Annotated in this window: 9 protein-coding genes, 2 tRNA genes and 1 pseudogene; 11 read left to right on the forward strand and 1 reads right to left on the reverse strand. The window is 42.8% G+C overall.

The features are described from left to right. The first annotated feature begins 83 nt into the window (after window positions 1–83). Window positions 84–1691, forward strand: coding sequence for an inorganic phosphate transporter (locus IE130_RS07975; RefSeq protein ID WP_189584287.1), 1608 nt, complete (start codon window positions 84–86; stop codon window positions 1689–1691). Window positions 1692–1789: 98 nt separating this feature from the next. Here the strand turns inward: IE130_RS07975 and IE130_RS07980 are convergent, their stop codons facing one another. Beyond that, window positions 1790–3424 carry an aminotransferase class I/II-fold pyridoxal phosphate-dependent enzyme gene (locus IE130_RS07980; protein WP_189584290.1) on the reverse strand — a complete coding sequence of 545 codons (1635 nt, stop codon included), beginning with the start codon at window positions 3422–3424 and terminating at the stop codon, window positions 1790–1792. A 436-nt stretch (window positions 3425–3860) separates the two neighbouring features. Here IE130_RS07980 and msrB point away from each other — a divergent pair, with 436 nt between their 5' ends. From msrB to IE130_RS08030, 10 genes and pseudogenes are all read left to right on the forward strand, one after another. Next, window positions 3861–4286 carry a peptide-methionine (R)-S-oxide reductase MsrB gene (gene msrB, locus IE130_RS07985; RefSeq protein WP_010199314.1) on the forward strand — a complete coding sequence of 142 codons (426 nt, stop codon included), beginning with the start codon at window positions 3861–3863 and terminating at the stop codon, window positions 4284–4286. A gap of 158 nt (window positions 4287–4444) precedes the next feature. Beyond that, a complete protein-coding gene (locus IE130_RS07990; RefSeq protein WP_189584293.1) occupies window positions 4445–4930 on the forward strand; it encodes a glutathione peroxidase in 486 nt (161 codons plus the stop codon). 213 nt (window positions 4931–5143) lie between these two features. Continuing rightward, a tRNA-Val gene (locus IE130_RS07995) sits at window positions 5144–5219 on the forward strand. 53 nt (window positions 5220–5272) lie between these two features. Continuing rightward, window positions 5273–5349, forward strand: a tRNA-Asp gene (locus IE130_RS08000). A 778-nt stretch (window positions 5350–6127) separates the two neighbouring features. After that, window positions 6128–6742, forward strand: coding sequence for a YceI family protein (locus IE130_RS08005; protein WP_189584296.1), 615 nt, complete (start codon window positions 6128–6130; stop codon window positions 6740–6742). Window positions 6743–6860: 118 nt separating this feature from the next. Next, window positions 6861–8258 (forward strand): cytochrome c, encoded by a 1398-nt coding sequence (locus tag IE130_RS08010; protein ID WP_189584299.1) that lies wholly within the window; start codon window positions 6861–6863, stop codon window positions 8256–8258. A 353-nt stretch (window positions 8259–8611) separates the two neighbouring features. Then, a complete protein-coding gene (locus IE130_RS08015) occupies window positions 8612–10228 on the forward strand; it encodes a flavin monoamine oxidase family protein (protein WP_189584301.1) in 1617 nt (538 codons plus the stop codon). A gap of 77 nt (window positions 10229–10305) precedes the next feature. Continuing rightward, window positions 10306–10968, forward strand: coding sequence for a c-type cytochrome (locus IE130_RS08020; protein WP_189584303.1), 663 nt, complete (start codon window positions 10306–10308; stop codon window positions 10966–10968). Between the two features lie 140 nt (window positions 10969–11108). After that, window positions 11109–12785 (forward strand): annotated as a pseudogene (locus IE130_RS08025) (phosphoethanolamine transferase). Between the two features lie 71 nt (window positions 12786–12856). Next, window positions 12857–13546 (forward strand): response regulator transcription factor, encoded by a 690-nt coding sequence (locus IE130_RS08030; RefSeq protein ID WP_189584306.1) that lies wholly within the window; start codon window positions 12857–12859, stop codon window positions 13544–13546. The last annotated feature ends 20 nt before the right edge of the window (window positions 13547–13566 follow it).

Consider the following 13566-nt stretch of genomic DNA (forward strand, 5'->3'; position numbering starts at 1 on the left):
GGATATTAAAACCTGCCTGTATAGCTGCGCAATATTACTAATCGCATATAATTCCAATCAGCTTACGCAGGACGCATCAACGTATGGGTATTAGCAACAGTTCTACAGAGTCAGCTAAATCAGTTGGCTCCATGAGAATAAATCTATTTTTTGCCATTTTATTGGTTGCGATGACCAGCTACTTTTTGTGGTGGGGTCTAGATTACACGATGCGTCAGCAAACGACGCTATTTATTGTGGCGACCGCTTTTGGTGTCTTTATGGCATTCAATATCGGTGGTAACGATGTCGCCAACTCCTTTGGTACTTCAGTAGGTGCAGGGACGTTAACTATCCCGCAAGCATTGGGTATCGCAGCGATATTTGAAGTGTCAGGCGCTGTGTTGGCAGGTGGTGAAGTAACCGATACTATCCGAAGCGGTATTGTCGATCTAGATGGCCTCGCAGTCGAACCCAACCAGTTTATTTATGTCATGCTTTCAGCGCTCATTGCTGCTGCCTTTTGGCTGTTATTTGCCACCAAAAAAGGCTTACCTGTTTCGACCACACATGCGATTATTGGCGGCGTGGTTGGTAGCTCCATCGTATTAGGTATCACGTTAGGTGGTACCGAAATGGCATTATCAACCGTGAATTGGGGCAAGATTGGTACTATCGCCATCTCCTGGGTGCTATCACCGCTACTAGGCGGTGTTTTGTCTTATTTATTATATGGACAAATTAAGAAAAATATCATCGAGTATAATGATAAAACAGAGGCGCATATTGGCGAGTTAAAAGCTGATAAAAAAACCTTAAAACAAAACCACAAAGAATTTTTGGACGGTCTAACAGAATCAGAACAGCTGGCTTATACCTCAGCGATGTTACGTGACCAAGAAATCTACAAAGATGATGATTGCGTCGTTGAAGATTTAGAGACCGATTATTACAAACAGCTTTATGAGATTGAAAACGAGCGAAGTAACCTCGATACCCTAAAGGCATTGAAGCAATGGGTACCTATGATTGCGGCTATGGGCGGTGCAGTCATGGCCTCTCTGGTTGTCTTTAAAGGTCTAAAGAACGTCAATAATGGTATGACGACGCTGCAAGGCTTTTTGATCATGGGGATGATCTCAGCGCTAGTATGGCTTGCGACCTATATTTATACCAAGAGTATCCGTGGTAAGCATAAAGAAGATCTGACCAAAGCCACCTTTATTATGTTCAGCTGGATGCAGGTCTTTACCGCCTCTGCATTTGCCTTTAGCCATGGTTCAAACGATATTGCCAATGCAGTTGGTCCTTTTGCGGCGATTATGGATGTCATCCGTACCAACAGCATCTCTACCGAAGCGGCTGTACCCCCTGCTGTAATGCTGACCTTTGGTGTTGCTCTTATCGTTGGTCTTTGGTTTATTGGTAAAGAAGTGATTCAGACCGTCGGTACCAATCTAGCGAAGATGCATCCAGCTTCTGGATTCTCAGCTGAATTGGCTGCTGCTGCCGTTGTGATGGGCGCATCGACGATGGGTCTGCCAGTCTCCAGTACACATACCTTGGTCGGTGCAGTACTTGGCATTGGTATCGTCAATAGAGATACTAACTGGAAGCTTATGAAACCAATTGGTCTGGCATGGGTGATTACCCTTCCGGCTGCAGCTTCAATGTCTGCTATTAGTTATCTCATATTGATAAATATCTTTTAAGAGTAATGCTATAGAGCCCATTAATAAGGCTTGGATTAGAACCAAAAAATGCTTATCAGCGTGATGCTGATAAGCATTTTTTTATGTTGGATGCATATTTACTCAGTGCCAAACTGCTGGCGTTTTTTGGCAAAAAAGCGATCCAATCTATCCATCGCATTTTCTAAATCAAGCAAGTTTGGCAAGAACACCAAGCGAAAATGATCTGGTTTGTCCCAGTTGAATCCTGTGCCTTGAACCATCAATACGTTTTCTTCGACAAGTAAGTCCATCATAAAATCCATATCATCCGTGATAGGGTAAACTTCAGGATCCATCTTTGGAAAACAATAAAACGCGCCTTGAGGCATGGTACAAGAAATACCTTTAATCGCATTGAGACGTGAGACGGCCATGTCGCGCTGCTTATATAGACGACCGGTCTTAGAGGTTAAGTCCTTCATGCTTTGGTGACCGCCCATGGCTGTCTGAATCGCATACTGTCCTTGAACGTTAGAGCAAAGGCGCATGGATGCGAGCATATCCAAGCCTTCAATAAAGTCCGCTGCATGTTGCTTGCGACCAGATACCATCATCCAACCTGAGCGAAATCCTGCAATGCGATGCGACTTTGACAAGCCATTGTAAGAGAGTACCAGCACCTCATCAGTCAAGGTGCTCATCGGGGTATGCACATTATCATCATAGAGAATGCGATCGTAAATCTCATCGGCCATGATGATTAGGTCATGCTCCTTAGCGACTTCAATGATCTGCTTTAGTAGTTCATCACTATAAAGGGAACCTGTCGGATTATTGGGGTTAATAACCACAATGCCTTTGGTTTTGCTGGTGATTTTAGATTTGATGTCCTCGATATCAGGGTGCCAGTTGTCTTCTTCATTGCAGCGATAGTGTACAGCAGTGCCGCCAGCGAGGTTGGCCGCAGCCGTCCATAATGGATAGTCTGGCATAGGAATGAGCACTTCATCGCCATCATTCATCAACGCCTGCATGGTCATGACAATCAGCTCAGAGACCCCGTTACCCAAATATACGTCACGGACATCAACTGCCGAGAGCAGACCTTTAGATTGGTAATACTGCAAAATAGCTTTGCGTGCCGAAAAAATCCCTTGCGAATCCGAATACCCCGTGGCTTCAGATAGATTCATCGCGACGTCGCGTAAAATCTCATGCGGCGCTTCTAGGCCGAACGGCGCTGGATTGCCCACATTTAACTTCAATATGCGTTTGCCTTCTGCTTCCATTTTATTGGCAGTCTGTAATAAGGGACCACGAATGTCATAGCAAACGTTTTGTAATTTATCGGATTTTTTTATCGGATTCATAGCATGACCATTTGTCAGATTGTTTGGTAAGTTTTTATTAGTATCAATGAAAGCAGTTGATGGCGTTTTGGTCTGATTTCTTTGTGTTTTCTGTGGTGTTATTGCGTATTGCATTTTTTCATCTTGAGGTGGGCTATTACTGTTAGGCGATGTGTCATCAGAGTTTTCATTTTGAAGCTCACCACGTAATAGATACCCTTCGCTACAGCCCAAAATACGTGCGAGGGTAGGGAGCTTGGATGAGACGATACCATTAGTACCACGCTCCCAGTTCGAGATAGCACCGCGACTCACCTTGGCACCAGCGGCGGTCATCGCTTGTGCTAGCTGCTCAGCGGTGAATCCTTTCTTACGGCGTAGTTGTACCAATCGTGCTGCTTGGGTGCTGTTGTCATCCGACATGGTTTTTAGGCCTTTATTAACTGGTAGTTTTTCAATAAGTAGATGAATTGAGGATTTTAATTAGACGCCAATGCAAGATATTATTGCATTGTTAGTCTTAATGCAAGAGGTTTTCAAATCACTTACACTTGTAAATGCAAGCTTTACTTGCATTACTCCTTTTATGTATGACGCTCCCGACGATGATAGTCAACTGAATACATGTTTACCTATCAAAATTACATCTTTACTCACTCTAGTTTTAGAGTAATTTGATATATTTTAAATTGGATAAAATTCTATTTAACGACATACTTATTCCAAAATACAGTCATTGCGACTCTAATATTCATCTTGAATAGTGAGTCGATAAGCAACAGATAGGGCACATCGTTTTCATAATAATATGGCGATAAAATAGTGACAGAGATAACAGATACTCTAATAAGGACAAATCATGCAAGACAATCAATTAAGTAAAGAAGAAATCAGCCAATTGACTGAAGCTGACTGGAAAGAGCGTTTGAGTGCTGACGAATATCATGTACTGCGTGAGAAAGGCACAGAGCGCCCATTTACTGGTGTTTATAATGATGCGACCGATGACGGTGTTTACCGCTGTAAAGGCTGCGGTGCCAGCTTATTTGATTCAACAAATAAGTTTGATGCAAGCTGCGGTTGGCCAAGTTTTGATCAAGGCATCGATAATAGCGCAATTGAAGAGCACGTCGATAATTCGCTAGGTATGACGCGCACAGAAGTAACTTGTAGCAACTGCGGCGCACACTTGGGTCATGTATTCCCTGATGGACCGAGTGAGACGACAGGCATGCGCTATTGCATCAACTCAGTATCTATCGATTTAGATAAGTCTGAGAAGTAAGTATTTAGATAATAGTAGTAATAGTAATAGTAATAGTAATATGGAAGGGAAGTACAGAGTGCTTCCTTTTCAATAACATTTGCCGCTTATATGACTGATAAAGTAAAAGTGTCAAATGAATACCCAAAACAACAAAAACCTCAATTTAAGGATAAATGATGAGTACTATTTATAATTTTACGGCTGAGCGTATGGATGGTAGCCTGCAAGCGTTTTCTGACTATCAAGACAAGGTATTGTTAATCGTTAATACCGCGAGTAAATGTGGCTTTACGCCCCAGTTTGAAGGGCTGGAGGCGCTATATGAGCAATACAAAGATCAAGGATTGGTCGTCGTTGGCTTTCCTTGTAATCAATTCGGTAGCCAAGATCCAGGCAGTAATGACGAAATTGGCGCGTTTTGTCAAAAGAATTATGGCGTCAGCTTTCCGATGATGGCAAAGATTGATGTCAACGGAGCAGAGGCTCATCCCATTTATGCATGGCTCAAAGAGCAAAAAGGCGGATTGCTTACCGATGGTATTAAATGGAATTTTACCAAATTTTTAATCGATGGTAAGGGTCAAGTGATTGATCGTTATGCACCAACGACCAAGCCTGACGCGATAAAAAGCGATATCGAGCAAGCACTAGCTAATAAATAAGCATGAAGTCTAGAAATATTGAATATTTATAAAAATATAAAATCAATAAAAACATATGCTTGTCATGATATTGAATGAAATATCTCAAAAAGTGGTAAATACTGTTTGACACGCACATGTAAATCTATATAATACACACCCACAGCAGCAGAGCTTAGTGACAAACTAAAGAGCTCGGTTGATGTTGAATAAATTGCATAGCAATTGTTCGATGGGTGATTAGCTCAGTTGGTAGAGCGTCTGCCTTACACGCAGAATGTCGGCGGTTCGAATCCGTCATCACCCACCACTTATTTAGCGAAGTGGGCCTCTTCGAAAAGGTAGAATGCTAAAGAGACCTAAGCAGCGGTAGTTCAGTTGGTTAGAATGCCGGCCTGTCACGCCGGAGGTCGCGGGTTCGAGTCCCGTCCGCTGCGCCATATTTAGAACGAATTTAAACTATAAAGTTTAAGCAAGTTTCGCCTCAAGTATTAGTTTACTTGAGATTTTTTTGTGTCTAAATTTTAGCTCAAGCTCTTTAATAATATGGACTTGTCACTTTCTCTTTATCGCTCCAGTAGCGATAGCTAGCTCTTTATTAATGAACCAGATATGAATCTGCATGCAGGTATAGTATTTTTCTAAATCGCTGACTATTTGCTCGGTGACCAAACAATGACCTTTTCATCGATGGCATCCTCGCTTGGCAAAATCAGCTTCTCAATAGCATCTATCTCATTGTCTATTTGGACTGTATTGTCACTAAAGTGCGAGAAGACAAGCAAATCATCAACAACGTTGCGCGTATCAAAACGAACCGCACTGGTATCGTCAGAGATTCAACACGTTGAGAGAGTACGACAGTAAAAACGCGCAACTACCTGCCTTAAATTGCTAATGTAATTATCCTTCCTAAACCAAGTTACCGTCTTGACGTTTTAGCATCTTAACGTTTTCTTAACGGCGCGCTATTTATGATAATAGATATATAGCGAAAATTTAGCCTAAGCAGATATTGCCACCTTCGCTAAAATAATACTCCTAAATCTTTGATAAATAGGGTATAAGTCATTAGGGCGTGTTATCACCTAACAGAGTTATCTATTTAGCAGTCTTAAAATGGCTAAATTTTTATTAAGTACAAGCATGGATTGCGTCCATCAATAAAAAAGTCAGTAGTATCAATAAGGCTTACAATGCTTACGAAGGAATGTGGCTATGGGCGCTTCAGACAGCGGTCAAAAAAGATCGTATATTTTTGCCTTTTTAATACTGCCATTGCTAATAATAAGTAACATAACGGGCAGTTTTGCCGCTAGCTATGTCATCAATCCTACCAATACAAATATAAGCTTCGGCATTGAGCGCTTCAAAAGATCGACCACTACTGGCGGCTTTTATAATGTCAAAGGTAACTTGCAATATGATCCAAGCTCACAGACAGGTGATATCTCGTTAGTTATTCCTATTAGCTCTTTGAGTACAGGCAGTAAAGCATTTAATCATACTTTGACAGGTCCTAACTTTTTTGATGTTCAGCGCTTTCCGTTGGCGCGTTTTGACTCTACCAAATGGTACTTTAATCAGAATAAATCGTTCCCTAAGATTCTAAAAGTGGATGGTAATTTAACCCTGCATGGCGAAACCCATCCTATAAGCTTGACAGCGACTAAGTTTGACTGTTATTTGCATCCCGCATTCAAAAAAGATGTTTGCAATGGTAATTTTACGGCTACCGTTGACCGAACCAAATGGAATATCGATAAATATGCATGGTTTGGAGTCACTAAAAACCTCAACTTGGAGATTCAAATTGAGGCCATTAAACAGTAGCTATTACCGATGAATAGTTTTATTTTAGTAGAGTCTGTTTTTAGTAGGACCTGTTAATGAAGAGCAGACAGCTTTTGAAAAGTGATCAAGGATGATTGACTGGTATGATAAGGATATTATGAAGCCACTTTCTATGATGATATCAACACTCGCGCTGAGTGTGCTGAGTGTAGCCTCTAACGTTGCCATTGCTGACGGCACAGGCATCGTTAATAGCAATCTGACACAATCCAGCTTACCTCCCAGCATAAGCCTGCCTAATGTTAGCCCAATCAATAACGATTTGGCCAATCGCGGGGCTTATATTGCACGTACAGCCGACTGTATGGCCTGTCATCGTGAAGACTATAGTGGGGGTGTTCCTATCGAAACGCCTATTGGTAATATTTATTCGACCAATATCACGCCTTCTACGCAGTATGGTATCGGTAATTATACGGAAGCTGACTTTACCAAAGCATTACGTAAAGGTCGCGCGCCAAACCATCAACTTTATCCGGCGATGCCGTATCCGTCCTATCATGGAATGACGGATGATGATATTAGCGCTTTATTTGCTTATTTCCAAACAGTTCCCGTCGTCGATAAGCCACCTGAAAAAACAACTCGCCTGCCTTTTCCTTTAAACATTCGTAGCTTAATGCTCGCGTGGAATGTCATCAATGTGCCGTCTACTAAAAGCCGTACTGGTCTGACACCAATGCAGCAGCGCGGTGAATATCTGGTGAATAATCTAGAGCACTGTGGCACTTGTCATACGCCGCGCAACCTCACCCAAGGTCTCGATAAAGATGGTTACCTCTCTGGTGCGCCGCTTGGTAAATGGTTTGCGCCTAATATTACTCCTGATAACGACACTGGTATTGGACGTTGGAGTGAGCGTGATATTGTCACTTATTTGCGTACTGGAAAAATTGATAAACGGGCGTATGCAGGCGGCCCTATGGCAGAAGCAGTAGGACATAGTACCCGTTATCTCACCGATGAAGATTTGAGTGCGATGGCTAACTATCTAAAAGTCATTCCTGCGATCAAGACTGATGATTATCTGATACCGGTTAATGTTGCACGTTTACCAAATCCCATCAGCTCCTCTATTACTTATGATTTATTAGAGCAAAAGGACTATCTAGCACAGGCAAAAACGAATACTTCTAAGACTAGTAGCAGCGATTCGTCTAAATCCTCAGCTGAATCCTCGTCTAAAGCCCTGTATCTTGCTCATTGCGGGAGTTGCCATGGCGTTGATGGGTACGCCCAACCGGATGCCCGCTATGCTGCTATTGTCGGTCTTAGCAGTATTCGCCGCGCTAAACCTGATGCGTTGATTGGCGTTATCGCTTTTGGGGCAAAAGGTGCGTTCAATACTGCGCCGAAAATGCCAGGTTTTGAGAAAGACTTAAGCCCTGCACAGATTGCAAGTATTACTAATTATGTGCGAGTCAATTTCGGTGGTCTGCCAAGTAGCGAAGTCAGTGCGGCGGATGTCAAACGCGTCATCAAAGAAAAAAGTTAAATCTCACATCCTTAAATTTAAAGAATTGAATCTGAAAATTTGCTTGTTTGATTAGGGTCTGTTGAACATTCAAATATTAGGACTGCTGATCGCTAAAATCTTCCCAAACTAGGCGTAAACCGACGATAATGTCGAGACCTTAGCTAGGTTTACAACAACGTTTGGGACGATTTTAGTATCAGCCTTTCAGGGCAGGGCTATTTTTTGCCAATACATGGCGAAATTGTCTAACCTAGAATGACTAGGCGTCAAAAATTTCACTGCGTATTGTCTAAAAAATAGCCACTGCCAGTACCACATTTGAATGTTCAACAGACCCTACTATAAAAACGAAGTGTGCCAAGGATAATTAAATGAACGATTTATTGCATTCCCCTACACGGCGACAATTGCTTTCAATGATAGGTAAGACTGCTGGCGCGACTGCCATGTATCAGGCGATGACCACATTGGGGTTTGCATCCGAGTCGAGTTTTAAGCAAGAAATAGATCTCAAGGGTGCTCCTGCTGGCGCGAGCATCGTTATTTTGGGAGCAGGGTTGAGCGGGCTTACAGCAGCTTATGAGTTACGTAAAGCGGGCTATAAAATCACTGTGCTTGAATACCAAAATCGCGGTGGTGGGCGCAGTTGGACGCTAAATAGTGGCGATAAATATACTGAGCTTGGCGGTGAGGAGGTGACTTGCGACTTTGAAAAAGGCAATTACTTTAATGGTGGACCGTGGCGATTGCCCGTACATCACTATGCGGTATTCCATTATTGCAAAAAATTTAATGTCGCATTGCAGCCCTTTATCCAAACCAATGATCGTGCTTATCTACATCGTACTAACCATTTCAATGGTGCACCGCAGCGCTTAGGCGAAGTACAAAGCGATATCCGTGGCTACGTGTCAGAGTTACTATCTAAAGCAGTCAATAAAGGTAGTTTAGATGATACGGTCACCAAAGAAGACAAAGAGAAGCTACTGGAAGGTTTGAAAGGTTGGGGCGTTCTTGATAATAGCTATCGCTACGTCAAAAGCCATGAAACCAGCAAACATCGCGGCTATAGTGTTTATCCGGGTGGTGGTCTGATGCCTGATGCTAAACCATCGACACCAATCCCAATGAAAAAATTATTAGACTCAGGGATGTGGTCGGATCTCTATGCTAATTACACCGTTTACGTGCATCAACCAGCAATGTTTCAACCTGTCGGAGGTATGGGAAAAATAGGCGATGCTTTCACACGTGAATGCCGCGATATGATCAAGTTTAATGCCAAAGTCACCAAAATCAAGCAAGATGAGACAGGGGTAACCGTTGATTATATTGATAGCACCAATTCTGAAAGCAATAATTCAGAGGGTAGCGTCAAAAGCGTTCGTGCTGATTGGTGTATCTGCACTATTCCGCTGTCAGTATTGACCCAAATTGACATCAATGTCTCAGAACCAATGAAGCAAGCGATGGCAGCCGTCCCTTATGACAGCTCTTATAAAGTTGGTTTGGAGTTCAAGCGGCGGTTTTGGGAGGAAGATGAATGGATCTATGGTGGCATTACTTATACGGATCTGCCTATTACCCAAATCTCTTATCCATCACAGGACTTATTCACCCAAGGCTCTGGCGTGCTACTAGGTGCTTATGGCTTTGGAGAAACCTCTTATAAGTTCAATTCCTTAACGCCAAAAGAGCGCATCAAAGCGGCATTAGAATACGGCAAGCGTATCCATCCGCAATATCCCAAAGAGTTTCGTTCAGGTACGTCAGTCGCTTGGCATCGTATCCCGTGGTCGCTTGGTTGTTATGGTATTTGGAGTGAATCGAGCCGTGAGCAATACTACGATACGCTTTGCAGCATTGATCATCGGATTGTGCTGGCGGGCGAGCATTGCTCACACATTCCGGCTTGGCAAGAAGGGGCCATATTATCGGGGATGGACGCGGCCAAACGCTTACACCAAAAGGCCAAAAAACTTGGCTAGTAGGCCTATTTTGGCCAGCATAGTAACGATCGTATAGTAACAACTATATAGTAACGATTATAAAGGCGATCATAAACATGATAAAACCACGCTCTTTTAACGGTCTTAAACCGTTTATTTTATATAAGACAGTCATATTATTAACGTTGGTAGGCACATTTACCGTGTCAGGCTGTAGTCAATATAGTAACGATAATGCAGTCACTATTGCCAGTCAACAATCCAGCCCCATGATATTTGACGATCAAGCCAGCCGCAATAACGGGGCGTGGGGCGCGGTTTATATGTCCAAAGAAGCGCTGACCAGATCCCCCACAAATATCGTTGATGTTAATTCGATACCAAAAATGAGCGAAGATGGCGGCTTACAAAAATGGCTCACCAAATTTGAAGGCAGCTTACAAGGCAAAAGCGGTTTTTTTTCTACTGATGGTAAAAAGCTTTATGAGGATTCTTGTGCAGGTTGCCATATGCAAAAAGGCGAGGGCGCACAAGGAGCAGGCTACTACCCACCGCTAGCTAACAACACTAAGATGGAGTCAAAGTATTATATTATTAGCGTCGTTATGAATGGTCTACGTGGTATGCCTTCTTTTCATAGCATGATGACCGATCAGCAAATAGCTGCCGTTACCCAGTATGTGCATAGCGATTTGAACAACTATACGGACACGGTGACCACTGCTAATGTCACGCAGCTGCGCCATGACTTTCCACCCGGCGCTGATCCTAGTGAATAACGCATGACTCATTTTCTGACATCCTAAATTTCTCATTGTCGTTTAAACTTTTTTAATTTAAGCAGCTTAACGCCTTCTTAACAAGGTACTTGTTACTTTAATGAATTGGGTCTTCACTCATTCTGTTGAGAAGTATTTGTATGTCAATATCTCAAGCGCTTAGTGCTAGCTTTACCAAAGTTCATGATAGAAAATATGCTATTAGCAAACGCTATCATTTTGAGCTGAATGTTAATGTACTTATCGTCATCACTGCACTATATCTAGTCACTACCGCTAATATTAGTTTTTTTGCGCAAGTCCTAAATATCTACCCATTTGATACAAATACGGGGTTCATTCTTTCACTAGTGGGCTTGTTGTTTGGTTTGCTGTGGCTAATACTTCAGCTGCTTTGTTATCGCTCCACGGCAAAAGCAGTGTTGATTACCATGGTGCTAGTGGCAGCAGTTTGTGGTTATTTTACCGATGCTTACGGCACGATTTTTGATCGTAATATGCTTATCAATAGCTTACAAACCGATCAAGCTGAGGCTATGGATCTAATGGCACCAAGCTTTGTGATTAGAGTGGTATTATTAGGCATCATTCCAGTATTTATTATTAGCAAAATTCGTTTAAAGCGCTTCTCTTGGCAACGCGCAATACTTCAAAAGACCGCAACCTTAGTTGCCTCTATTGCGCTGATTGCGCTTTGCCTGATACCTTTTGGCGATCAGTACGCCAGCTTTTTTCGTCAGCATAAAGAGGTCCGTTATTATAGCAACCCAATCACGCCCATTTATTCTGTCGTAAAACTAGGAACGGATTATATAGCTGAACGGCAACGCCCTGATACGCTGATACTTCATGCAGCAGATGCCAAGCGTAGCGCAGCTGTGAATAGCACTGCAAAACCTAAGCTGATGGTATTTGTGGTCGGAGAGACTGTGCGTGCTGACCACATTGGCTTGAATGGCTATAGACGCAACACTACGCCACTGCTCGCCAAGCAAGCGGATATCTATAGCTTTAAGAATGTAACGGCCTGTGGCACCTCTACCGCTTATTCAGTGCCTTGTATGTTCAGCTATGCAAACCAAAGTGACTACGATGTAGATACCGCTGCCTACAATGAAAATGTGTTGGATACGCTAAACAAACAAGGCGTCAAGGTCATTTGGCGAGACAATAACTCTAGCTCTAAAGGCGTGGCAGATCGAGTGGTGTTTGAGGATTACAAAACGCCGGATAAGAACCCCAATTGTGATAGCGAATGCCGAGATATTGGCATGTTGGATGGCTTTGATAAAATGATTAAGTCGGACTCTAGCCAAAAAGACACTTTGGTTATACTGCATCAAATGGGCAATCATGGCCCCGCTTATTACAAACGTTATCCTAAAACCTTTGAAAAATTTCAGCCAGTTTGTATGACCAATGAGCTGTCCAAATGTGATGCACAGTCGGTCATCAACGGTTACGACAATGCGATTGGCTATACTGATTATTTCTTAAATAATGTTATTGAAACATTGAAGCCTTATTAACAAGACTATGAGGTGGTGATGGTATATATTAGCGATCATGGAGAAAGTCTGGGTGAGAACAATATCTACTTACATGGACTGCCGTACAGCATTGCGCCGAATGCGCAAAAGCAAGTGCCGTTGATTGTTTGGTCACCTGCGAGTAACCGTATCAGTAGCGAGAGTCTGACGAGTATGAGCACTCAGCCAGTATCACATGATTTTATCACGCCAACTTTACTAAGATTTTTTGATATCACCACCGACGAGGTAGCCTCAGCGCCTACTTTTTTTAAGGTCGCCAATTAAACGCTTATTTATGATAGATAAGCGTTTTTAGGCAGTCATATTTAGGCAATCATCTTTAGGTAGTCATAGCCATGTACAAGATACTTATTATTGAAGACAATCCCGATATCGTCGCCAATATCTATGCGTTTTTTGAGCCAAAAGGTTTTGAGCTCGACAATGCTCACAATGGTTACAGTGGTTTGACCTTGGCATCAACCAATCGTTATGACGTTATATTATTGGATGTGATGCTCCCTGGTATGGATGGCACTCAATTGTGCAAGAAGCTCAGAGAAGAGTTGCATGATAAGACGCCGGTATTGATGCTGACGGCTCGCGATACGGTCTTGGATAAAGTCGCAGGATTCGATAGTGGTGCTGATGATTATCTGGTCAAACCCTTCTCACTGGTGGAGCTCGAAGCCCGTATCAAAGCGCTCATACGTCGCCATCAAGATGAGCATTTTCGGCATAGTATAGAGGTCGGTAAACTGTCTCTAAATACAGATGAGCACACTATTCAGCGCGAGGGCATCTTTTTAAAACTGACCCCAACTGGGTTTAAGATACTCGCCACGCTGATGAACGCCGCTCCTAGAGTGGTCAGCAAAACGGAGCTTGAGGAAAAAGTTTGGGGACGAGATATCCCAAGTAGTGATGCTTTGCGCACTCATCTTCATAGCGTAAGGGCACAGGTCGATAAGCCATTTGCTCAACCGATGATAATGACCATACCAGGCGTTGGCTATCAGATAGTCGACCCTGATAATTTGTCGTAACTTGTCTCGCAGATCATTTT

Origin of the sequence: Psychrobacter glaciei (assembly GCF_014652895.1) — a bacterium.
GTDB lineage: Bacteria > Pseudomonadota > Gammaproteobacteria > Pseudomonadales > Moraxellaceae > Psychrobacter > Psychrobacter glaciei.